Annotated in this window: 16 protein-coding genes; 13 read left to right on the plus strand and 3 right to left on the minus strand. The window is 40.6% G+C overall.

Features of this window, described 5'->3' with window-relative positions; all coding sequences use genetic code 11:
* From dnaA to FD716_RS00025, 5 genes are all read left to right on the plus strand, one after another.
* On the plus strand, positions 1 to 1386 hold a 1386-nt coding region (gene dnaA, locus FD716_RS00005; RefSeq protein WP_139850386.1), incomplete at its 5' end, for a chromosomal replication initiator protein DnaA.
* 126 nt (positions 1387 to 1512) lie between these two features.
* Positions 1513 to 2661 (plus strand): DNA polymerase III subunit beta, encoded by a 1149-nt coding sequence (gene dnaN / locus FD716_RS00010; protein WP_139850387.1) that lies wholly within the window; start codon positions 1513 to 1515, stop codon positions 2659 to 2661.
* Between the two features lie 16 nt (positions 2662 to 2677).
* A complete protein-coding gene (recF, locus tag FD716_RS00015) occupies positions 2678 to 3766 on the plus strand; it encodes a DNA replication/repair protein RecF (RefSeq protein ID WP_139850388.1) in 1089 nt (362 codons plus the stop codon).
* A gap of 45 nt (positions 3767 to 3811) precedes the next feature.
* On the plus strand, positions 3812 to 6280 hold the full coding sequence (gene gyrB / locus FD716_RS00020) for a DNA topoisomerase (ATP-hydrolyzing) subunit B (RefSeq protein ID WP_139850389.1): 2469 nt from the start codon (positions 3812 to 3814) through the stop codon (positions 6278 to 6280).
* 137 nt (positions 6281 to 6417) lie between these two features.
* Entirely contained in the window at positions 6418 to 6774 is a 357-nt protein-coding gene (locus FD716_RS00025; RefSeq protein ID WP_139850390.1) for a hypothetical protein, read from the plus strand.
* Between the two features lie 491 nt (positions 6775 to 7265).
* On the opposite strand, the gene FD716_RS00030 is transcribed toward FD716_RS00025, so the two are convergent.
* On the minus strand, positions 7266 to 9200 hold the full coding sequence (locus FD716_RS00030; protein ID WP_139850391.1) for an ATP-binding cassette domain-containing protein: 1935 nt from the start codon (positions 9198 to 9200) through the stop codon (positions 7266 to 7268).
* Between the two features lie 441 nt (positions 9201 to 9641).
* Between FD716_RS00030 and FD716_RS00035 the strand changes: the two genes are divergently transcribed.
* From FD716_RS00035 to FD716_RS00055, 5 genes are all read left to right on the plus strand, one after another.
* Positions 9642 to 10649, plus strand: a complete 1008-nt coding sequence (locus tag FD716_RS00035) for a putative solute-binding protein (RefSeq protein ID WP_139850392.1) — start codon at positions 9642 to 9644, stop codon at positions 10647 to 10649.
* 292 nt (positions 10650 to 10941) lie between these two features.
* A complete protein-coding gene (gene erpA, locus FD716_RS00040; RefSeq protein WP_139850393.1) occupies positions 10942 to 11277 on the plus strand; it encodes an iron-sulfur cluster insertion protein ErpA in 336 nt (111 codons plus the stop codon).
* 504 nt (positions 11278 to 11781) lie between these two features.
* On the plus strand, positions 11782 to 12822 hold the full coding sequence (locus tag FD716_RS00045) for an aliphatic amidase (protein ID WP_139850394.1): 1041 nt from the start codon (positions 11782 to 11784) through the stop codon (positions 12820 to 12822).
* Positions 12823 to 12846: 24 nt separating this feature from the next.
* The gene (locus FD716_RS00050; RefSeq protein ID WP_139850395.1) at positions 12847 to 13959 is read left to right on the plus strand and encodes an AAA family ATPase; all 1113 of its coding nucleotides are present in this window, start codon (positions 12847 to 12849) and stop codon (positions 13957 to 13959) included.
* Complete coding sequence (locus FD716_RS00055) at positions 13943 to 14962, plus strand: alpha/beta fold hydrolase (protein WP_139850396.1); 1020 nt, start codon at positions 13943 to 13945, stop codon at positions 14960 to 14962. The genes FD716_RS00050 and FD716_RS00055 overlap by 17 nt, the downstream gene beginning before the upstream one ends.
* A gap of 155 nt (positions 14963 to 15117) precedes the next feature.
* On the opposite strand, the gene FD716_RS00060 is transcribed toward FD716_RS00055, so the two are convergent.
* Positions 15118 to 16245, minus strand: coding sequence for an anhydro-N-acetylmuramic acid kinase (locus FD716_RS00060; RefSeq protein WP_139850397.1), 1128 nt, complete (start codon positions 16243 to 16245; stop codon positions 15118 to 15120).
* An 83-nt stretch (positions 16246 to 16328) separates the two neighbouring features.
* On the opposite strand from FD716_RS00060, the gene tyrS reads away from it, so the two are divergent.
* Positions 16329 to 17543, plus strand: coding sequence for a tyrosine--tRNA ligase (gene tyrS, locus FD716_RS00065; protein WP_139850398.1), 1215 nt, complete (start codon positions 16329 to 16331; stop codon positions 17541 to 17543).
* A 95-nt stretch (positions 17544 to 17638) separates the two neighbouring features.
* Here tyrS and FD716_RS19010 read toward each other — a convergent pair whose 3' ends face one another.
* Entirely contained in the window at positions 17639 to 18283 is a 645-nt protein-coding gene (locus FD716_RS19010) for a YczE/YyaS/YitT family protein (RefSeq protein ID WP_228714889.1), read from the minus strand.
* A gap of 1060 nt (positions 18284 to 19343) precedes the next feature.
* Here FD716_RS19010 and FD716_RS00080 point away from each other — a divergent pair.
* Both FD716_RS00080 and FD716_RS00085 read left to right on the plus strand, forming a co-directional pair.
* Entirely contained in the window at positions 19344 to 21236 is a 1893-nt protein-coding gene (locus tag FD716_RS00080; RefSeq protein ID WP_139850400.1) for a bifunctional metallophosphatase/5'-nucleotidase, read from the plus strand.
* 675 nt (positions 21237 to 21911) lie between these two features.
* Positions 21912 to 24035, plus strand: a complete 2124-nt coding sequence (locus FD716_RS00085) for an AAA family ATPase (RefSeq protein ID WP_139850401.1) — start codon at positions 21912 to 21914, stop codon at positions 24033 to 24035.
* Positions 24036 to 24097 lie beyond the last annotated feature (62 nt).

Consider the following 24097-nt stretch of genomic DNA (forward strand, 5'->3'; position numbering starts at 1 on the left):
ATGCTTTGGACAGACTGCTTAACTCGCTTGCGACAAGAGCTCTCGGATAATGTCTACGCAATGTGGATTCGTCCTTTAGTTGCTGAGGAAGTTGAAAACACTTTAAAGCTCTATGCACCTAATCCGTATTGGACACGCTACATTCAAGAACACCATTTAGAGTTGATCTCTATTTTGGCTGAGCAATTATCTGAAGGCAGAATTCGTAAGGTTGAAATCTTAGTTGATTCCAGACCAGGTGCAATTCTCTCTGCTGCAGAATTACCTGCAACGACAACTTCTGCTTTGGAAACGGTGACTACGGTTGTCCCTGCAACCAAACCGAAGCGCGAAACTGAGGCAACACCAAGTAAAAATTCAAAAAAACGTTTATTAAATCCTTTATTTAGCTTTGCGTTATTTGTTGAAGGTCGTTCTAACCAAATGGCAGCAGAAACTTGCCGCAAAGTGTTAACTCAATTGGGTGAGCCTCAACACAATCCTTTATTTTTGTATGGCCCAACAGGATTGGGTAAAACCCATCTTATGCAAGCTGTTGGAAATGCCTTATTACAAGCGAAGCCAAATGCACGTGTGATGTACATGACTGCAGAAAGTTTTGTGCAGGATTTTGTTAGCTCATTGCAAAAAGGTAAAGTCGAGGAATTTAAGAAAAACTGTCGTTCTTTGGATTTATTGTTGGTCGATGATATTCATTTATTGGCTGGTAAAGAAGCAAGCCTGGTTGAATTTTTCTATACTTTTAATGCTTTACTTGATGAATCTAAACAGATTATTTTAACATCTGATCGTTATCCTAAAGAATTAACCGAATTAGATCCGCGCTTGGTTTCACGTTTTTCATGGGGTTTATCTGTTGGGGTAGAACCACCCGATATTGAAACGCGAATCGAAATTTTGCTTAAAAAAGCAGAAAGTAATGGCATTGATTTACCGCGTAACTGTGCTTTGTTTATTGCACAACAAGTCGTTGCAAACGTGCGTGAACTTGAAGGTGCACTAAACAAAGTCGTTGCGATTTCACGTTTTAAAGGCTCTGCTATTGATTTAGATGTGGTTCGAGAGTCGTTAAAAGATGTTTTAGCAATTCGAGCACGTACGATTAGCACTGAAAATATTCAACGTGTTGTGAGTGAATATTTCCGTGTGCCATTGAAAGAGCTTATTGGACCGAAACGTACCCGTATTTATGCGCGACCGCGTCAAATGGCGATGGGTTTGGCTCGTGAATTAACTGGAGATAGCTTTCCAGAAATTGGAATGGCCTTTGGTGGACGGGACCACAGTACGGTGATGCATGCATGTGAAAAAGTGCAAAGTTTATGTGGTGAAGATCCAATCTTTAATGAAGATTATAAAAATCTCATGCGTTTATTACAAAGCTAAGCGCAATTCAGTCGCGTCTATTTTTGGAAAGAATCTAGTATTGCAATGCAGTATAATCTGCCGCATAGTACACTGCTAAAAAATATTTTATCTGCCATTCGGCATTCGTTTTAGAGGAATTGAAAAGTGCGTTTGAAAATCGCTAAAGAGAGCTTACTCAATGTTTTATCCTTAGTGGGTGGGGCAGTTGAACGTCGCCATACTTTGAACATTCTTTCAAACGTAAAAATTCAAGCCAATGCGCAGGAACTTCGAATTACGGGGTCTGATTCTGAGGTTGAGTTGGTTGCAATGACCACTTTGGCTGAAGGTGCATGTGTTCAAGCGGGTGAAACAACTGTCCCAGCACGTAAGTTGATGGATATCTGTAAATCCCTGCCAAACGCAGCGTTAATTGATTTGCAAATTACTGAAGATCAGCGTTGTATTTTAAAAACAGGCAATAGCCGATTTGTATTGGGTACATTACCAGCAGAAGACTATCCGCTTTTAACTACGGACAATAGTCAAGGTACCAAAATTCAAGTAACCGAACGTGAACTTAAACGTTTGTTTGAAAAGACTGCTTTTGCGATGGCTGTGCAAGATGTTCGCTTTTATTTGACCGGTACATTATTAGAAATTGACGAAACAAAACTACGCGCTGTAACGACCGATGGACACCGTTTAGCATTATGTGAGACCAGTGCGAGCTCAACAGCAACGCAAGCTGTTCAAGCCATTGTTCCACGTAAAGCTGTTGGTGAATTACAGCGTTTGTTGAGTGTTGAAGACAATCAACTCACCCTATCGATTGGCCGTGAGTTGTTAAATGTCACCATTAGCACGCCAAGCCGTGACAAAGAGCAGGGCGATATTACGGTACGTTTCACGACAAAACTCATTGATGGTAAATTCCCTGATTATCGTCGTGTGATTCCACGTGGTGGTGATAAAAACGTGATGATTGCACATGATGTATTTAAGCAGTCTTTGCAACGTGTTGCGATTTTAAGTAATGAAAAATTACGTGGTGTATTCCTGCATTTTAATGCCGATTCTTTGCAATTGCGTGCCAATAACCCTGAGCAAGATGAAGCGATTGAGGATTTGGCGATTCAATATCAAAATACTCCGATGGAAATGTCATTTAATGCGCAATACTTACTCGAAGTCTTGAGTGTATTAGATAGTGATGATGTTTCTATGACCATGACTGAAGCCAATCAATCTGTATTGGTTCAAGATCCATCACAACAAGATCAAACCTATGTTGTGATGCCAATGCGTGTCTAGGTCGATTTAGTCGATTATGCAAATCACGCGTTTAAATATACAACGTGTAAGAAATCTCAAGACGGTTGCACTCAGTGAGTTGCAGCCGTTTAATATCTTTTATGGGCAAAATGGTTCAGGTAAGACCTCGATACTTGAAGCCATCCATTTGTTAGCCACTGGCCGTTCATTTCGAACCCATATTCCTAAAAACTATATTCAACATCAGGCAACCGATGCGGTGGTTTTTGCACAATCTGCCAGTGAAAAGATTGGTATGCAAAAGCATTTGTCTGGTGAACAGCTCATTAAAGTGAATGGTGATACTGTCGCTACGCAAGGGCAGTTGGCTAAAATTCTACCCTTGCAACATCTAGATCCACAAAGTACCGATATTATTGATCATGGTGCTAAACCCCGAAGACAAATGCTAGATTGGCTGATGTTCCACGTGGAGCCAGCATTTTATCAAACCTGGCAATATTATTCGCGTGCGTTAAAACAAAGAAATGGCTTATTAAAATCCCAGCGCAATATCAGCCTGCAAAGCTTGGAACCATGGAACATCATGTTGAGCCAATATGGTGAGATTTTACATTCGCAGCGACTCGAGATTATTGAGCAATGGAAGATCTATTTAGCTGAGGATCTTCGGCTTTTATTGCCTGATCTAGAAATTGAGTTGGACTATCAACCAGGGTTCCATGTGGAACATGGGTTGATGCAGGTACTTAGTCAGCATCATCAGCGAGATATTGATCGCCGTTATACTGAATATGGCCCTCATCGCGCTGATCTGCGCTTAAAAACAGCGTTGGGTGATGCGGATGTGGTGCTGTCACGTGGTCAAAAGAAACTGTTAATAATGGCGTTAAAACTCTCTCAGATTGCAATGCTGCATGCCAGTAATAAGGAAACTGTGGTATTATTAGATGATGTGACTGCAGAATTAGATTTAATTGCACAACAACGATTAATTGTACGATTAAGCCAACTTGGTAGCCAAGTTTTTATGACAACTTTAGACCAAGAATTGGTGAAAAATCATTTTCAGGATTTATCCATTTCTTATCAATTATTCAATGTTAATAACGGTCAAGTCCGTGTTGCTGTCGCATCAATTTAGATTTCGGCATTTTAGCATAAACCGATGTTTCATTAGGGAGAGACCATGAGTTCAGAAGATCAAGTTGCTTCTCAAACAGAACAAACCAATGATAAGGCTTATGATTCTTCTAGTATCAAAGTATTGCGTGGTTTAGATGCAGTTCGTAAGCGTCCAGGCATGTATATCGGTGATACGGATGACGGAACGGGCTTACATCATATGGTGTTTGAGGTTGTCGACAATGCGATTGATGAAGCATTGGCTGGACACTGTGATGAAATTAAGGTCACCATTCATTCCGACGAGTCTGTAAGTGTTTCGGACAATGGGCGTGGTATTCCTACCGATATTCACCCTGAAGAAGGGATTTCTGCAGCAGAAGTAATTTTAACCATTTTACATGCTGGCGGAAAATTTGATGACAATAGCTATAAAGTTTCTGGTGGTCTACATGGTGTAGGTGTGTCGGTAGTGAATGCACTATCGAGCAAGTTGGAGTTGACGATTCACCGTGCGGGTTTTACCCATCAACAAGAATACCGTCATGGTGATTCACAATACCCATTGAAAGTGGTTGGTGAAACGCAAAAAACAGGAACAATGGTACGTTTTTGGCCAAGCACAGACACTTTTAGCCAAACGATTTTTAGTATCGAAGTATTGGCGCGTCGCTTAAGAGAGTTATCTTTCTTAAACGCAGGTGTTCGTATCGTACTTAAAGATGAACGTGTTGATTTTGAATATGTTTATGACTATGAAGGCGGTCTATCTGAGTTCGTTAAATATATGAACGAAGGAAAGACCCATTTAAATGATATTTTCCATTTTACCACCGATACAGACAGTGGAATTACGGTCGAAGTTGCATTGCAATGGAATGATACCTATCAGGAAAATGTGCGTTGCTTTACCAATAATATTCCGCAGAAAGATGGTGGTTCGCATTTAGCAGGTTTCCGTGCAGCGCTGACACGTGGTCTGAACCAGTATTTAGAAAGTGAAAATATTCTTAAAAAAGAAAAAGTCACTGTGAGTGGTGATGATTCACGAGAAGGTTTGACTGCGATTATCTCAGTTAAAGTGCCAGATCCAAAATTCTCTTCACAAACCAAGGAAAAATTGGTTTCAAGTGAAGTCAAACCTGCGGTTGAGCAGGCAATGAACAAGGCATTCTCTGAGTATTTGCTTGAGAATCCGGCAGCGGCCAAATCAATTGCAGGAAAAATCGTGGATGCTGCACGTGCGCGTGATGCTGCACGTAAGGCGCGTGAAATGACACGTCGTAAAAGTGCGCTCGATATTGCGGGTTTACCGGGTAAATTGGCTGATTGCCAAGAAAAAGATCCGGCATTGTCTGAACTCTACTTAGTCGAGGGTGACTCTGCTGGTGGTTCTGCAAAACAAGGGCGTAATCGTAAGATGCAGGCGATTTTACCGTTAAAAGGTAAAATTCTAAACGTGGAACGTGCGCGTTTTGATCGCATGATTTCATCTGCTGAAGTTGGTACTCTTATTACTGCACTAGGTTGCGGTATTGGCCGTGAAGAATATAATCCTGATAAATTGCGTTATCACAAAATCATCATCATGACCGATGCGGACGTGGATGGTTCACATATTCGTACTTTATTGCTGACTTTCTTCTTTAGACAAATGCCTGAGTTGGTTGAAAGAGGTCATATTTATATTGCCCAGCCACCGCTGTATAAACTGAAAAAAGGTAAGCAAGAGCAATATCTTAAAGATAATGATGCTTTAGAGACTTATCTTATTTCAAATGCAATTGATGAGCTTGAGCTGCACGTTAGTGCAGAGGCACCTGCAATTCGTGGTGAAGCCTTGGCACAAGTTATTGCAGACTACCAAGCAGCTCAGAAAAGCACTCAGCGTTTAAGTTTGCGTTATCCTGCAAGCCTATTAGACGGGCTTTTGGAATTAGATGCATTCAAAGTAGATCAAAATCAAGATGAAACTTATGTCATGGAATGGGCGACTGCTTTGACTGAGGCAATTGCTCGTTTACAGCCAAGTTTACGTCCTGAAATTAGCTTGGAAACTTTCGAAAAAGAGCATACAGACGGTGAAAAAACTGCACATTATTGGCCGCGAGTGACCGTCTATGTGCATAACTTGCCGCAATATTATTTGTTAGATTCAACGCTACTGGCTTCGAACGAATATAAACGTTTACTACAAAATTCAAAAAGCTGGTTCAGCTTGCTTGAAGACGGCGCATATTTACAGAAAGGCGAGCGTAAGATCAACGTCACGAACTTCCCACAAGTATGGCAGCACATTTTGTCTGACTCTCGTCGCGGCATGATGATCCAGCGCTATAAAGGTCTGGGTGAGATGAACGCTGATCAGTTGTGGGAAACTACAATGGATCCTGATAACCGTCATATGTTGCAGGTGACCATTGACGATATGATCGAAGCAGATCGTATGTTCTCTTGTTTAATGGGGGATGATGTGGAACCACGTCGTGCCTTTATTGAAGAGAATGCACTAAATGCGGATGTCGATGCATAAGCGTTATACAGTGATGTATATCTCACGGTAGATTACTTTTGCTCACAAATTTAAGCATCCTTCGGGGTGCTTTTTTATGCACTTGACTTATTGCTCAGAGATAATTAGTTTAAATACTGAACAGGAGTCGGATAAAAATGAATCAAAATACATATGGTTTAGAGCAGATCCGTGATGCGTGGATAGATGCATATTATCGTGGTGATATTGCCCAATTTAGACAGTATGAGCATGAGCAATTACAGATTATTTATGAAGCCAAAGGTGTGACTGAAAATAGTTTAAACCGCTATGAGCAGATTGCACATGCAATTAAAAATGCTGTTTGGAAACCACAGAAACCGATTATTACAGCTGAAGAATTTGAGTTTAACCCAGAATATAATCGCTGTTTGGTAAGCTTAAAATCAGAGAATATGCAAAATTTAATACAAGAACTGTGGGTTTTTGATCAGTCTTGGCGGGTGGTTGAGCTCAAGTTTTGTAAAAAATAGCACTTTAAAATACGATAAAAGATTAAAATAAGCTGAATATTTAACCTAAAAATTTGAATTTAAAATAACCCATATGGCCACTATTTGTTTATATTAACGCCCATCATTGGTATAAAATACTGCTAAAATGCGTTGTGGATAACTTTAGGTGCCTTTATTTTGCTATTTGTTTTTGAATTTAAATAAATGATTATTTTAATTGTGTGGATAACTTTTTTAAATTTAAAGTGATCAATTTAAGCTGAGCGAAGCTAATTCTATATAGAAGTATACTTAGATATTGTGTGCTTAAATTTTAAGGTATTTATTTAATAAATATGTTCCACGGGCTCTATTTTTATTGTTTAGAAAAACTCATGAGTGATATGGGCGAGACGTAGGGTGTTGTATATTTTATCTTTGTCATAAAATTCAGAAATAAAAAAAGCACAATCCATGGATTGTGCTTTAACATTTTATTTTTGCTTGTGTTCTACATGGGTTTAAATCGATTACTCAAATGAGCCTTCGAGTTCTTCCAATTGCATCATCAGCTCCAACATCTGCTCTTCTGATTGCTCAAGTGAAGCTTTTAATGCCGTTTGTTGGGTCATAAGCTTGAGTAAATCATCTTTACGTGCCGCTTCATACAAGCCAGTATCGGCCAAGGTGGTTTCAATTTCAGCCAATTGTGTTTGTGTCTTGGTAATACTGCTTTCAATTTTCTCAATATTTTTTCGAACAGGGCGACTTAACTCACGGCGACGTGCTGTTTCTTTACGCTGTGCTTCTTTATCGACTTTTGAAACCGTTGCTTTGACTTCAACTTGAGATTGTACCGGTGCCAGCGCCTGCGGGCCTTTTTTCATCATTTCAATACGTGCTTGACGCAACCAATCGGCATAATCTTTTAAATCACCATCAAATTCAGCACTTTGGCCGCCATGAACTAAAATCAGTTCATCGCAGACGCTGGCAATCAATTGGCGTTCATGCGAAACCAGTACAACAGCACCTTCAAAATCTTGTAAAGCCATGGTTAAAGCATGACGCATATCTAAATCAAGATGGTTGGTTGGCTCATCGAGGATGAGCACATTTGGGCGACGCCATACGATGAGGGCCAAAGCCAAGCGCGCACGTTCACCACCAGAAAAACTTTCACTCGGTGTGTCCATACGTTCGCCACTAAAGCCGAAACTACCCAAGAATGAACGTAAGGTTGCATCACTGATTTTCTGATCTGCGATACGCGCTAGTTGTAACATTGGGCTGGCATTGCCATCTAAAGCATCCATTTGATGCTGCGCAAAGTAACCAACATTGAGTAATTCTGAAGCGTAACGCTGACCTTGGATTAAAGGAAGGTCACCGACCAACGATTTAATTAAGGTCGATTTACCAGCACCATTCATACCTAGTAAACCAATACGACTGGTCGGGGTAATTTGTAAATTGACATTGGTAACAATGAGTTTATTGGTATAACCAATGTCTGCCTGTTCTAATGTCAGTAAAGGTGAACTCATTTTGGTTGGTTCACGGAAACTGAAGGTAAATGGCGTATCTACATGGGCTGGTGCTAATTCCTGCATACGCTCAAGCTGCTTAATACGGCTTTGTGCTTGACGTGCTTTAGTGGCTTGTGCTTTAAAGCGATCAATATATTTTTGGATGTGCGCGCGGGTTGCTTCTTGTTTTTCAAAAGCTTGTTGTTGCTGAGACAATCGTTCAGCACGCGTGGTTTCAAAGGTTGAATAATTCCCAGTATACAGGGTAAGTTCTTGATTTTCTATATGTAAAATATGACCAGTAATTGCATCGAGGAAATCGCGGTCATGTGAAATGAGTACCAAAGTACCAGGATAGGCTTTTAACCAATCCTCTAACCATAAAATGGCATCTAAATCTAAGTGGTTGGTTGGCTCATCGAGTAATAACAAGTCAGAACGGCTCATGAGGGTGCGGGCGAGATTTAAGCGCATACGCCAACCCCCAGAAAAACTTGCAACATCAAGCTGAGATTGGTGCTCAAAAAAGCCCAAGCCGGCCATCAGTTGAGATGCTTTTGCTGGTGCTGAATAGCCATTGATTTCATCAAAGCGGCTATAAAGATGTGCGAGTTCATCATCTGTTAATAAATCAGGCTGATCGAGTTGGCTCTGAATGGTCCAATACTCTTCATCCCCAGACAGGACGAAATCAATGGCTTTCATATCTAAAGCTTTGATTTCTTGGGCCATATGCGCGACGGTCCAAACGCTTGGACGGCTTAGGCTGCCACCATCTGCTTCCATACCACCTAAAAAGGCTGAGAATAGCGTCGATTTACCTGCACCATTAACGCCAGTTAAACCGATTTTCCATCCCGGATGTAATTGCATAGAAGCGTTTTGAAATAACACGCGTCCACCGCGACGAATTGAAAGTTGCTCTAACTGAATCATTGGTGCTTAAACTACTTATGTGCGAAATCGGCATAGTTTAAAGGATAATCGATTGGAGAGCCAAAGTATTATGCTGAATATATTATTTGGCCGTATTTAAAGCTTGAAAAGCGCCGAGATTATTGCGAGATCATCAGTAATAAAGAACAAGCAAGTATGCTGGTGATCGATGTATACGCTAAAAATGAGTATTAAGTGCTGATTTCGCTTTTTAGGTGACATACCAGGTTAATTTTTTATTCAATAAATTTGACCTCCATTGATCGTTAATCTCAAAAAAAAAGCGAGATGAATCAAGTTAATTGAGGTGAAGGATGTGAAGTACATTATTTTTTAAAAAACAAGGATCTGGGTGCTATGTTTTTTTTAAATGAAGCTGATTAAGATGAGGTTCAAGGACGATAATTAACGTACGAAAAATAAAATCGAAAGGACGATCTGATGAAAAAAATAGCATTATCACTTATCTCAACCTCTCTTCTTGTATTTACATCAACGGCACAAGCCGCAGTAGATGTATGTATCTTTGATTTACTTGGAAAATCGGGTGAATCATTTCAGATGGCAAAAGAATGGGCACTGGCCGCCAAAGGGTGGGGGGCTGAGATTAATTTAATTCCGCGTCAAGATGAAGCAGTTGCTGACAATGATTTTAAAGCAGGTAAGTGTGATGGGGTGTTTATGACCGCCATGCGTGCCCGTCAATATAATAAATTTGTTGGTTCGATCGACTCTCTTGGCGGGATTCCGAACAATGAAATTGCCCAGAAAGCGATTACCTTTGCCTTAGATCAACGTAGTGCTGCAAAAATGCAAACCAATTTGGCGGGTAAGCAATATGAAGTCGCAGGAATCGCGCCGATTGGTGCTGCTTTTATTTTTGTACGTGATAAAAGTATTAACTCAATTGAAAAAGCTGCAGGAAAAAAATTCGCAGTGCTGAGTTATGATGCTGCACAAAAAGCCATGGTACAGCGTACTGGGGGGCAAGCGGTGCCATCCGATGTCTCTAATTTTGTGGCCAAATTTAATAATGGTCAGGTTGATATGGTTGGGGCACCAGCCTATGCCTATAAACCGTTAGAGATTTATAAGGGGTTGGGTAGCAATGGGGCCATGTTTAATTTCCCAGTATTACAAGTGACGGCTGATCTGGTGATTCATCCAGATAAGTTTCCTGCAGGCTTTGGTCAAAAGTCGCGTGATTGGTTTGTCAAAAATTTACCTAAAAGCTTTAGTATGATTAATCGTTTGGAAAATGGCATACCGGTCAAATACAAATTAAATTTTAGTGCTGAAGAAAAATTGAAATATCAAAAGATGTTGCGTGATGCACGTATTGATCTGACGAAACAAGGCATCTACGATGCAGGTATGATGTCAGTCTTGAAAAAAGCCCGTTGTTCTGTCGATAAAGCCAATTTTGAATGTACGCTAAGTGGTGAGTGATTTTGATCTATAGGCACGAGCCCAGCAATATTGTTGGGCTTTTTATCGGGGAAAAGAGAAAATAACGATATAATCAGCACGTCTGTAAGCTGCAATTCATGATGAATGTCATTTGCAAGATCAGAACGATAAGTGCTGTAGTGTTCGGTATAGATGCTAATCTTGAGTCACTGACTCAGGATTGACTGTGTTATACTCGGCAGCGTTGATTATGTATATATTAAAAGATAGCTAAAAACTCGCGATCGTGTTGAGTGAACTGCCATCCGAATAGTTTGAGGAATGATCCATCATGAGTGCTCCAGTTCTTGAAATGACAGATAATGCTGCAAAAAAAGTGCGACAACTTCGTGAGAGCGAAGGCAATCAAGATCTAATGTTACGTGTCTATGTTACAGGTGGCGGATGCTCTGGATTTTCTTATGGCTTTAATTTCGCTGAAAGTGTCAATGAAGACGATGCTCGCTTTGAAAATGAAGATGTCACCATGTTGGTTGACCCATTAAGCTACCAGTATTTGGTTGGTTCTAAGGTTGATTATATTGAGGGTTTAGAAGGTTCACGTTTTATTATTGATAATCCGAATGCAACAACAACCTGTGGTTGTGGTTCTTCATTTTCAATTTAAGCGACCTGCCTGAAATTTTAAGCTCATCAATACAATAGACTTCTTTTATAAACCCTTCTGATTTTCCCTTAAATGAGAAAAATAAGAGATTGTAAGCTGAAAGAAGTCTGAAAAAATCCTCACAGATGTTGAGGATTTTTTATTGGCTTTTTTTTGCATGGTGCCTTGATGTGATGTAACTGAAAGTGTTTTATTTGTTGTAAGAGAATGAAGAGAGAACATAAGGTGCATTGTTTAATTAAAATTTAAAAAAATAATTTCCATAAAAATGAATAAAGATTTGCCAAGCCGATCACCTAAAAAATATTGTTCTGTAAGCTGCGTCAATCAACTGATTACATCATTCATTTAATGATATTGACTCCTACGTGGGAAGGTTCTATAAAACTCAATTGTGTAGTTTAATTAAAATATAAGCACATTGTCTAAGCCAACTGAACGACTTAAAAATGGTCGAAGTAACAGTGCACTGTACTAAAAAATTGAGATAAAGGAAGAATAAAAATGCGACATGGTGATATTACAAGTAGCCCAAGTACTGTGGGTGTAGCCGTAGTAAATTATAAAATTCCACGACTACATAGCAAAGCTGAAGTATTGGAAAATGCGCATAAAATTGCAGAGATGCTCAAGGGAATGAAGCAGGGGTTACCGGGGATGGATCTGGTGATTTTTCCTGAATATAGCACCATGGGGATTATGTATGACCATGATGAAATGATGGAAACGGCTGCAACGATTCCTGGGGATGAAACTGCGATTTTCTCTGCGGCCTGTCAACAAGCCAATGTCTGGGGAGTCTTTTCCATCACAGGTGAACAGCATGAACAACATCCACATAAAGCACCTTATAACACCCTGATTTTGATTAATAACCAAGGTGAAATTGTGCAGAAATACCGCAAGGTGATTCCGTGGTGCCCCATTGAAGGTTGGTGTCCTGGTGATACGACCTATGTGACTGAAGGACCTAAGGGCCTCAAAGTTTCATTGATCATTTGTGATGATGGTAATTATCCTGAAATTTGGCGTGATTGTGCCATGAAGGGGGCAGAGCTAGTCGTTCGTTGCCAAGGCTATATGTATCCAGCATGCGAGCAGCAAGTCTTAATGTCGAAAACCATGGCATGGGCCAATAACGTCTATGTGGCGGTTGCGAATGGAACAGGCTTTGATGGGGTGTATACCTACTTTGGCCATTCAGCCATTGTTGGTTTTGATGGACGGACTTTGGGGGAGTGCGGTACCGAAGAAATGGGCATTCAATATGCACAGCTATCTTTGGCTGAAATTCGCGATGCACGCCAATACGATCAAGCGCAAAATCATTTATTTAAGTTGCTGCATCGGGGGTATACCGGTGTATTTAATAATGGTGATGGCGATAAAGGCATTGCCGATTGCCCATTCGATTTTTATCGAAACTGGGTTTTAGATGCGAAAAAAACCCAAGAAAATGTAGAGAAAATTACCCGAACACATATTGGCGTTGCGGAATGCCCAGTTGGTAATTTGCCGCATGAAGGTTTAGAAAAACAAGTTTAGGTCAAGGGAGAAGGAGGAAGCTAGATGACTTTTGCCAGTGATCGATTTGAGGAAAATCAAGCAGCCATTGCCAAACAACATGAGGACATGCAGCGTACACAGCGTGCAGCGCGAACATCAAGATTTAAGTTTGAACCGCAAGCCGTAATGCAGCTGCTTCGGCAACGCATTGTTGGTCAAGCTCAGGCGTTGACCGAAATTGAACAGATGTTGCAGGTGGTGAAAGCAGACTTTAATCACCCAGAAAGACCACTGGCAGTCATGATGATGCTTGGCAGCACCGGTATTGGTAAAACAGAAACAGTACGAATTATCAGCGAGGCGATTTATGGCCGCAATGATGCCTTTTGCCGTATTGATATGAATACCTTATCGCAGGAACATTATGCTGCGGCATTAACTGGTGCACCCCCTGGTTATGTCGGCAGTAAAGAGGGCACCACTTTATTTGATATTGAGGCGATTCAGGGTAGTTTTAGTAAACCAGGTATTATTTTATTTGATGAAATCGAAAAAGCCAGTAAAGAGGTCATTCGTAGCCTACTCAATGTACTGGACAACGGCAAACTCAGTCTATCGTCTGGAGTGAAAACTATAGATTTTCGCAACTGCATGATTTTTATGACCAGTAATGTCGGTGCCAAGGCATTACAACAGCAATGGGGGAATTGGAAGTTTTCCGTACAGCATCTTTTTAAAAGTCGTGATGCCTATGAACAGAAAATTATTGATGCAGCACTTCAGCAACAGTTTGATCCTGAGTTCTTAAACCGTATTGACCGTATTTTGCATTATCAACGTATTACACTAGATACCATTCCAGCATTGGTGGGAATCGAGCTACAGAAACTCAATCAACGCTTATCTAAACAAGCACGTACCGTGAGTATTGATACAGCGGTCATTGAGCAATTAAAACACCAATATGATGGGCGTTTTGGTGCCAGACATTTAGGTCGTCAAATCAGAACGCAAATTGAACCGATCATTGCAGCCTATATTCTGCAGTACCCTAACGCTGATTTGATTCATATCTGCACTCAAAATGGGCGTTTCATTGTTTCACCATTAGAAAAAATACAACAACAAAATGATTTGGCACTCGATGCAGGAGCAAACTATGTCACGCGATTATGAAATTTATGAACTGAATGACTTTGTATTACAACAAGGCGCCACCCTTAGAGCTGCCAAATTGGCCTATCGTACCTATGGAACTTTAAATGTAGATAAATCTAATGCCATTGTTTATCCAACGTGGTACTCAGGTCGACACTGGGAAAATGAATGGTTGATTGGTGAGGATAAGGCACTCAATCCCAATGAATATTTTATTATTGTGCCGAACATGTTTGGCAATGGCTTGTCATCATCACCTTCCAATACGCCAGCACCTTATAACGGGCCACATTTTCCCAATATCACGGTTTATGACCAAGTGCGTGCTCAACATCAATTGGTCACGGCACATTTTGGAATCAGTCAGTTGGTAGCTGTTGTGGGGTGGTCGATGGGGGCGGGGCAAAGTTTTCAATGGGCGGTGAGTTATCCCGATATGGTGTCTAGAATCTTACCTTTCTGTGGATCGGCCCGCACCAGTGAACATAACAAGGTTTTTCTCGACTCCGTAAAAGCAGCAATTGAAACAGATGCTGCATTTTTAAATGGTGAGTACAGTACCCAACCCAGTAAAGGCTTAAGAGCAGCGGCACGAGTTTATGCTGGCTGGGGTTTTAGTCAGCCTTTTTATTGGCAACAACTGTATAAGCAATTGGGTTATGCCACTTTAGAGGATTTTTTGGTGGGCTATTGGGAAGGTTTTTTCTTAGATGGTCGCGATGCCAATAATTTATTAGCAATGCTCTGGACTTGGCGCAATGGTAATGTCGGCAACACACCAGGCTTTAACGGAGATCATGAAGCAGCACTTGCTTCGATTAAAGCCAAAGCGATTGTGATGCCAGCCGAGCGAGACTTGTATTTCCCAGTCGATGATGAGGTGTATGAAGTTTCTTGCATGAACAATGCTGAGTTTCGGGCAATTCCTGGTGTTTGGGGGCATTTTGCAGGAGCAGGATTACATGCACCAGATACTGCATTTATTAATGCCGCACTGGTTGAGCTGCTGGCTACACCATAAAGACTATATATCGTGCAGCCCTTAATCCACTGACTTAAGCAGCAATCCACACATGGTTTCACGTGGATCAAGTCATTTAATTCCAACAAAACCGCCGTATAGGCGATTCCGTGGTTAATTTACGGTTTATTTATTCTTGGCATTTCTACTCATCTTCAAACACAAGTGATCGTGCCCAATACACGGAAACCTTCAGCGCCTGTTACAGAGGGTAGGTTTCCGCTTTGCTGCTCCACAAAGCGCATGGCTAACCAAGCAAAAGCAGTACCTTCAACCCATGTTGGAGATAGCCCCAAGACTTGTGTGGATTGGACGATCCAGTTATGCTTGCGCAGACGCCAGCGGAGTTGTTCTAATAAGTGGGTATTATAAGCACCACCACCGCAGACATAGACTTCACCTGTATCTAATGGTGAGCGATAAATTGCTTTTTTGATACTGCGGGTCGTGAGTTTAACCAACGTGGCTTGTACATTTTCAGGCAGGTCTTCTAACTCATCATATTCCATGTCATTGCGCCAATCCGCAATCTGCTCATCTAGCCATTCCAAATTAAAGTCTTCACGGCCCGTACTTTTCGGTGGTTCTTTGGAGAAGTACTCATGTGCCTGTAGACGATCAAGTAGGGCGCGAATTGGTTGACCGTAGGCGGCCCAATCGCCATTTTCATCATAGGGTTGTCCCGTATAACGATGACACCATGCATCCATGAGAATATTGGCAGGTCCTGTATCGAAACCATAGACACCCTCAGGATCACCTGCGGGCAAGATACTAATATTGGCTATCCCACCAAGATTTAAAATCACTCGGTTAATGCTTGAATGTTGAAATAAGGCTTGATGAAAAGCAGGGACTAACGGTGCACCTTGGCCACCTGCAGCTAAGTCTCGACGGCGAAAATCTGAAACCACCGCAATTTTAGTGATTTCAGTAATAATGTTGGGATCACCAATTTGCAGGCTAAATCCATGCTCTGGGCGATGGCGAATGGTTTGGCCATGTGAACCAATCGCTTTAATTTGGGTACGGTCTATATGGTGTGTATCGATAAGTTGATTAATACCGTGACCAATCATTTGTGCCAAAGCCACATCAGCTTTGCCCATGCGATCAATTTCATTGTCGCTTGGTAAGGTTAAAGCCATCAGTTCACTGCGTAACTCTGGATCAAACTCAAGAGTTAATGTGCCATGAACCATGAATGGGTCAAAAGATGTTGCGACAAAATCGACGCCATCCATGCTGGTGCCTGTCATTACGCCAATATAGATCGCGCTCATATCAATACTCACCTGCATTGTGCAGAAAAAGTGTTAGTATATCGCAGAAATTGTTTGTATAACCCACGTGTTTGGATTTTGTGATGTCAAATTTTCTGCCGGCTGAAGAACAACTCGCCCTCATCCAACGGGGCACGCATGAGATTATTTCTGAAGAGGATCTTTTAAAGAAACTCAAAGAGAATCGTCCTTTAAAAATTAAAGCAGGTTTTGATCCGACTGCGCCAGATTTACATTTTGGCCATACGGTATTAATCAATAAACTTAAAACGTTTCAAGACCTTGGACATGAAGTCACCTTTTTGATTGGCGATTATACTGCCATGATTGGTGATCCTTCAGGTAAGAGTGCAACACGCCCACCGTTATCGCGTGAGCAAGTTGAAGCGAATGCGAAAACCTATCAAGAACAAGTGTTTAAAATTCTTGATCCGAATAAAACCAAAGTGCGTTTTAACTCGGAATGGTTTAATGAGCGTTCTGCTGCAGACTTGATTCAACTGGCCAGCCAGCAAACTGTGTCGCGTATGCTAGAGCGTGATGACTTTACCAAGCGTTATAAGAGCCAACAACCGATTGCGATTCATGAGTTTCTCTATCCATTGGTGCAAGGTTACGACTCGATTGCTTTGGAAGCTGACGTTGAAATGGGTGGTACTGACCAAACTTTCAACTTGTTGATGGGGCGTACCCTGCAAAGCCGTTACGGACAAGAATCTCAAGTTTGTATTACGGTGCCAATTCTTGAAGGTTTAGACGGTGTGAATAAAATGTCTAAATCTTTGGGGAACTACATTGGGGTGTTTGATGCGCCGGGTGCTATGTATCAAAAAGTCCTTTCAATGCCAGACAGCTTGATTCCACGTTACTTCGATTTACTCAGCTTTAAAACGTTGGAAGAAATTGCGGTGCTGCTGAAAGAAGTTGAAGACGGTCGTAATCCACAAGACATTAAGAAAATTCTTGCCTTGGAATTGGTTGAGCGTTTCCATGGTGCCGAAGCTGCAGCGAATGCACATAAAGGTGCTGGGAATGTGATTACTGAGGGTGAAGTCCCTGAAGATACCCCAGAAGTGACGATTTCTCGTGCTGAGTTTGGTGGCGAGATCTTTATTACCTCTATTCTACGAATTGCTGGTCTCACCAAAAATGCAGCGCAAGCCAAAGATGCGATTGCACGTGGCGCGGTAAAAGTAGATTGGGAAGTGGTCGGTGCTGACTTCGCGGTCAATGAAAATAAAACCTGTATTATTCAATCAGGTAAAAAAGCCATTGCACGCGTGATCTTTAGCGATTAATGAATTGCTAAAGTGATGAAATAAAGCAAAAAAACCACATCAGCGGATCATGTTGATGTGGTTTTTTTGCTTTAGTCTTTTAGTTGATGCGACGATTAAGCCGATTTTTGCAAACGATCTAAGAATGAAAAATAAGGCATTACCCATTTAATCATTGTTCCAACCAATAACGCTGTGATGATCGTACCTTCACGCACACCAATGATGTGTTGGGTAAAAATTAAGGCGCTTAAACATGCAAACAAAACAAGAATAATGTCACCGAAGGTTTTACATCGACTAAAACTAATTTTAAAACGGACACTGATCGCTTGATAAAAACCTTCAATGGCTAGGTTGACCAAATTGGCTTTAAGAATCAGGCACACTCCAACTGCGGTAAAAATACAGCTCAATAAGCAAAATAAAAATTGAGTGAAGTAATGTTGTGCTTGCCAGTTGACGGTCAACATGAGAATGACATCAATAAAAATGCCCATGGTCATTCCAGCCAGTATTTGCAAACAACGTGTCCAGTGAAACTGATTTTTTAGCACCATAAACTGTAGGAATATCATAAATATATGGAATATTACTGTCAGAGTACCCACGCTTAAAGGAACGATATAACTATAAGCAAAAGGGGTTGATGATACGGGGGAGGTGCCTAATTGAGAGCGTATAGAAAGCACAACACCAAAGGCCAAAATTGCTAGACCCATAAGTAGGATCAAACTTCGAGAGATAAAATATTGAGGCATAACCAATTCATCAGCCTAAATGGGTCGCATCTAGACTGCAGTAAAATAAGATAAAACATGGGAGATATATTTTTCAAAGCTTAGCAAGTGGCCGTGATTCACAATTGAATTGAGCTGTACTGCGAGTCAATTATAGTGCGGTACTATCAGTTAGTGACACTTGGCAAGAATGAGCTAAGGCATTGAAACGGTAAAATTTTAGATACTTTATCGTATAATGAGAAAAATACAAGGGTTTGAAATCTGAAGGTCGATCATTCTGCTGTAAATACAAACCTTGAAGTCCGTAGATCTACGGTTAGCCGCTTGCATATTTAGATTGAGTTATCCTCTTTTAGATTCAATGCCTCAAACAGCATAAGTTGGTATTTTTACGCTATAGCGATGTTGAACAGGGAGCTTTTATATAATGAAGCCTCAAGTTTCACGTGAAACGATTGATGGGTTTGTATTCACTTATTTGTCTGCTGTCGTTTTTGGATTACGACAGACAGCGCTTTTTTCCTATATAACTAATTGCTTAATTTTAATATTATTATTCTATCAGGAGCAGGATGTCTCCAGACCCAGAAGAAAGATTGAAAGCTCAAGCAGAATGCTCGGTACGACAGGAGTTATATCGCAGCAAAACAGGCAAGCCCCGACAGGATGTTGGGGCTTGTTTGTTTCTGCTTGATCCACTTTTAAATTTCAGTACATCCAAGAGGGGAGTACCTTTGTAGGCTATGGATTACAAGGCATAACGCTTTTTGCTTCTTTTGCTGATGGCTTAAATTGAATATTCTTATTTCAACAGGGAACAGGATGTTTCCAAACATAAAACAAGAATTACAAGTTGAAAGCAGGACGCTGGGTACGACAGGAGTCATACCGAATGCAGAATATGAAAAAACCTCGACAGGATGTCGGGGTTTTTCATTTTTAGAGATCTTATTTTAAGTTATTAAAATTGAATAAATTAATTTTAATAACTTTACTGCTTTGCTGTTTTTTTCATCAGCCTTAAATAATTTATTTGCACACTCTGCTTGACGATTTTAATCACGCATTGAGTAAGTATATGAATAATAAAAATGTCATTTTTGTCATCACTGCTTTAGCAGCCTTGCTAAGTGCTTGTGGGAGTGATGATAAAGGGGTTGTGACGCAGCCACCTGTCGCACAAGATTTGGAACTTAATATTTTGCATATTAATGACCATCACTCACACTTGGATGAAGAGAGTTTAAATTTTAAAATGGACCTTGGGGCAGGTTCCGAAGATTTTAGTGTCAGTCGTGCGGGCTTTGCTCGAGTTGCAGGTTTGATGAACCGTCTGGCCTTAGAGAAAAAAAATACCTTTAAAATTCACAGTGGTGATGCGGTTACAGGGGATCTTTTTTATAACTTAAGTGATGGTAAGGCAGATGCAGATGCAATGAATAGCATTTGTTTTGATTCATTTACCCTTGGTAATCATGAGTTTGATGATAAAGATATAGGGTTGAAAAAGTTCGTTGATTTTCTAGATCAAGGCAACTGTAAAGCGAAAACACAAATTCTCAGTGCCAATGTTACTTTTGGACAATCATCAGCGCTGTATCAAACCAATCGGATTCAGAAGTCACATATTTTTGAGCGAGATGGACAGAAATTCGCTGTGATTGGTTTGACGATTGCACAGAAAACCAAGAATTCATCACAACCAAATGCCGATACGCTGTTTGGTGATGAAATAGAAGTTGCACAAAAAGAAATTAACTTACTGAAAGCGCAAGGCATTAATAAGATTATTCTGCAAACCCATGTGGGCTATGCGCTTGATAAAAAGCTGGCCGAATCTCTTACAGATGTTGATGTGATCATTGGTGGGGATTCACATACACTATTGGGTCCGCAGAGCTTAAGTAAATATGGACTGACACAAGAAGCCGAATATCCGACTCAACTTCGCAATAAAGATGGTGATTTAGTCTGTATTGCCCAAGCTTGGCAATACAGTTATGTGGTTGGTGAGTTAAATGTCAAATTTAATAACGCGGGTAAAGTCGCCAGTTGCGGTGGAACACCACATGTCTTAATCGGTGATAATTTTGTGCGAACGACCAAAGATGCCAAATTAGTCAATAATACGGAAAAGCAATTCATCTTGAATACGTTTAAGCAAGATCAGGTGCCGTTTACAGTCGTTGAGCCCGATGCTAAGACTTTAGAAATATTAAAGCCGTATCAGGAACAGAAGAAAAAATTTGCTCAGGAAATCATTGGACAAGCTACTGAAAACTTGTGTTTACGCCGTGTGCCAGGGACACAGCGTGATGTTAGTCGTTCGACACTGGGTGATATTTGTAATAAAAATGAACATGTAAATGCGCATGGGGGGGATATCCAACAAATTATTGCTGAAGCCTTCTTAGAGCAAGGGAAGGCATTTTTTGGCGCGGATATTTCCTTCCAAAATGGTGGTGGCGTGCGTGAAGATGTAATGCTTGGTAATGTATCGGTTGAGAAAATTTATAAGGTGCTGCCATTTAAAAATGAGCTGGTTCAATTAAATATGACAGGCGCTGAAATTAAAGCCACCCTAGAAGATGCGATGGTGGGTGTGGTTGAGCAAAATAATACGGGTAGTTATCCTTATACCGGTGGGTTGCGTTGGAATGTCGATTTAAATAAAGACAAAGGTCAGCGTTTATCGAAGGTTGAAGTGCGCAACAGCAATGGACAGTATGTCGCTTTAGACTTAAACAAGACCTATAAGGTCGTAACGATTGATTTTCTTGCTGGTGGTGGTGATTACTACACCACCATGAAAAGTATTACTGGCAAGCGCCGTGAGGATGTGGGTTTGGTTTATGCCGAAGCCTTTTTGAAATATGTGCAGTCACTTGCAGGTGAAAAGGGCAAGAAGCAAATGAATAAACTCTCAACCGCAGATTATAGTACACAGTTATTTATCGATAAGCTGAAGTAAAAGATAGTGGATGCATGGGCTAACAGGATGATGTTGCTGTCATGCGAATAAATAGAGTTGACTGTAAAGCCTGAACATATTCAATTAATTAAATGGTATCCCGACCTTGTGTCGGGATACTTGTATTCTAAACAGGTGCGTTGTGCATCGTTGTACAAAAATAATGCGACAAACATATTCGTGAATTTAATCTGATATCGCTCGACAAAGTTCAAATAAAGATTGAATAATCGTGTTTTAGTTGTAGAAATAAAAATTGAAAAATCATTTTCAAAGCTTTACAGTACTAACGCAATCTGCCGAATTGGCTGAATATAAACAATGAACTTTATCTAAATTTTGTCCGATTGATCTGGTAATGTTGTCTTTGACAAGATCGAATATTAACCTCAAAGGTTGCAAGACAGCCGAAACACTTTGATTAAGCCCACCGAGATAGACGAAATCGCTGAATACTAACGCTGTATTTCTCGTTAAATTCAATTTCAGGGAGAACAGCATGCTTTTAAAAATATATTTTAGTTTTGGTTTTTATTAAAACCGAATCATTGCCTTTCAATGTGCAAGCTTTTCAAAAAGCATCGAATGAATCAAAAAATGAAATTTTATGCAGTATCTTGATGTCAGTAGGCAGCGGGATGCACTGCAAGAAACATAGAAGTAATTAGTGAAAATATGAATGAACTGAGAGACCAACCTTTTGCAGAGAGCCTGCAGGAGTTAAATGCAATAAATTTTAATGAAGTACAACCCCTTGCCAAATTATGGGCATTACGAATTTTAGTTGAACTCGGTGGATGCCGAGAGTTTATTTCTGATAATAGCTTTAATGAGCCATGGATCGCAAAACATCTTGGTTTCTCTGAAGTTTTGATCTCAGAAGATTTTAATCAAAAAATTGCATATCAAGAACTTGCAAAGCTACATGATGATATTGAGCAGTCGAATCGATTGAGTCCTTATTCATTTAGTGAGGGCTTGCAGTTTAATTTGAGCTTGCTACAACAGTTGCTTGGCCTAAATGACGTTGAAAAACAAGTTTTAGGCTTTGTGGTGGTGTTGTATAGCGAACAACTTTTAGATGATGTTGCTGACTGTCTGGGGACATTGACTGCGGCTAAAACCTTAAAAGCCCTTTCGATTATATTGAATCTGCCTTATGAGGCTGTACGTCAGGCCTTGGCAGTGCAGGGAAGTTTGCATCGTAGCGGCTTAATCAATATCCAGCGTGACTATAATGGCTATTTACGCACTAAATTAAATTTAGTTTCTAGTCAGTTGGTCGACACCCTCATGGTGCATGCCGATGATGTGATGGATCTATTTGTTGGCACCATCAATAAATGTGATGCTGCCGAATTAAAGTTAGAAGATTTTTCACATTTGCAAAGCCAGCTAGATCTGATCATCGGCTATTTACAACAAGTCAAAGTGAGTAAACAGGCGGGGGTAAATATTTTTCTTTACGGCAGTTCTGGCACGGGAAAAACCCAGTTATGCAAAGTCATTGCTGAACAGCTTGAATTAAAGCTATTTGAAATTTCATGTGAAGATGAAGATGGCGATGGCATCACAGCAACAGGACGACTCTGCGCATATCGTGCGGCACAAAGTATTTTTGAGGAAAAGACTGCATTATTGTTATTTGATGAAGTTGAAGATGTCTTTAATGACACTGAAAATGGTGCAGGCATGAAAAGTACGGCACAGAGCCGTAAAGCTTGGGTAAACCATATGTTAGAGCAGAATGGAACGCCAACGATTTGGATTTCCAACTCTGACCAATTAGACCCTGCCTTTATTCGTCGTTTTGATATGGTGTTGGAAGTTAAAGTCCCACCTAAAAAGCAACGGCTTAAGATTATTCAGCAACATTGTGGCCACGATTTAAATCCAGTGTTTCAAGAGGCGCTGGCCAATGTTGAGCAATTATCGCCTGCAGTACTCCGTCGTGCCTATCGTGTAGCGAAGACTGCGAAACTGAGTAATGTGGGGTTGCAGGTTCAAGACAGTATGACGCGATTAATTTCGAATACTCTGACTGCACAAGGGCATCAGGCATTAAAGCTGCAAGATAGTCATGCCTTACCACAGTTTTATGATTTGAATTATATCCATACACAGGCCAACCTAGAGCAAATCGCGAAGGGGATTAAGCAATATGGTTTTGGTCGTTTATGCCTATATGGTGCATCGGGAACAGGTAAAACCGCATTTGCACGTTGGTTAGCTGAATATACCGAACAGCCGTTGTTGGTGAAGCGTGGTTCTGACTTGCTTTCTCCATGGGTTGGTGAAATGGAACAGAACCTTGCCAAGGCCTTTGCTGAGGCTGAAGAGCAACAGGCAATTTTATTGTTAGATGAAGTCGATAGCTTGTTGCAAGATCGAAAAAATGCCACACGCTCTTGGGAGATTTCGCAAGTCAGTGAGTTCTTGGTACAGATGGAAGGCTTTAATGGAATTTTAGTCACCACGACCAATCGCTTTGATGATCTTGATCAGGCTGCATTACGTCGTTTTGATTTTAAAATCCATTTTGATTACTTAACCTATGTACAGCGCTTGGCTTTATTACAGCATGTTTGTCAGCAATTGGGACTTGAGATTGAAGAGTCAGCGGTAAAATCGAAGCTACAAGCCTTAACACATTTATGTGCAGGCGATTTTGCTGTGATTGTACGTCAGTCCTTTTTCCATCCCTTTGTGGATGTCGATGCAGTTTTAAAACATTTAACAGATGAGATGGCCGTGAAGCAAAAGTCTTCTTCTGCCATTGGCTTTGGTTTATCGCATTAAGGTTTTGATTGCGGCTAACCATAGTGATTTAGAGTTAGCAAACTTAAGGTGTTGTTGTTTTT

Source organism: Acinetobacter pullicarnis (genome assembly GCF_006352475.1).
Classification (GTDB): domain Bacteria; phylum Pseudomonadota; class Gammaproteobacteria; order Pseudomonadales; family Moraxellaceae; genus Acinetobacter; species Acinetobacter pullicarnis.

Bases quoted from the DNA above. Each gene is read 5' to 3' on its own strand.
- FD716_RS00080 (WP_139850400.1), top strand. From the start codon at position 19,344: ATGAATAATAAAAATGTCATTTTTGTCATCACTGCTTTAGCAGCCTTG.
- erpA (WP_139850393.1), top strand. From the start codon at position 10,942: ATGAGTGCTCCAGTTCTTGAAATGACAGATAATGCTGCAAAAAAAGTG.
- FD716_RS00045 (WP_139850394.1), top strand. From the start codon at position 11,782: ATGCGACATGGTGATATTACAAGTAGCCCAAGTACTGTGGGTGTAGCC.
- gyrB (WP_139850389.1), top strand. From the start codon at position 3,812: ATGAGTTCAGAAGATCAAGTTGCTTCTCAAACAGAACAAACCAATGAT.
- tyrS (WP_139850398.1), top strand. From the start codon at position 16,329: ATGTCAAATTTTCTGCCGGCTGAAGAACAACTCGCCCTCATCCAACGG.
- FD716_RS19010 (WP_228714889.1), bottom strand. From the start codon at position 18,283: ATGCCTCAATATTTTATCTCTCGAAGTTTGATCCTACTTATGGGTCTA.
- FD716_RS00025 (WP_139850390.1), top strand. From the start codon at position 6,418: ATGAATCAAAATACATATGGTTTAGAGCAGATCCGTGATGCGTGGATA.
- FD716_RS00055 (WP_139850396.1), top strand. From the start codon at position 13,943: ATGTCACGCGATTATGAAATTTATGAACTGAATGACTTTGTATTACAA.
- FD716_RS00030 (WP_139850391.1), bottom strand. From the start codon at position 9,200: ATGATTCAGTTAGAGCAACTTTCAATTCGTCGCGGTGGACGCGTGTTA.
- FD716_RS00035 (WP_139850392.1), top strand. From the start codon at position 9,642: ATGAAAAAAATAGCATTATCACTTATCTCAACCTCTCTTCTTGTATTT.
- FD716_RS00050 (WP_139850395.1), top strand. From the start codon at position 12,847: ATGACTTTTGCCAGTGATCGATTTGAGGAAAATCAAGCAGCCATTGCC.
- recF (WP_139850388.1), top strand. From the start codon at position 2,678: ATGCAAATCACGCGTTTAAATATACAACGTGTAAGAAATCTCAAGACG.
- FD716_RS00085 (WP_139850401.1), top strand. From the start codon at position 21,912: ATGAATGAACTGAGAGACCAACCTTTTGCAGAGAGCCTGCAGGAGTTA.
- FD716_RS00060 (WP_139850397.1), bottom strand. From the start codon at position 16,245: ATGAGCGCGATCTATATTGGCGTAATGACAGGCACCAGCATGGATGGC.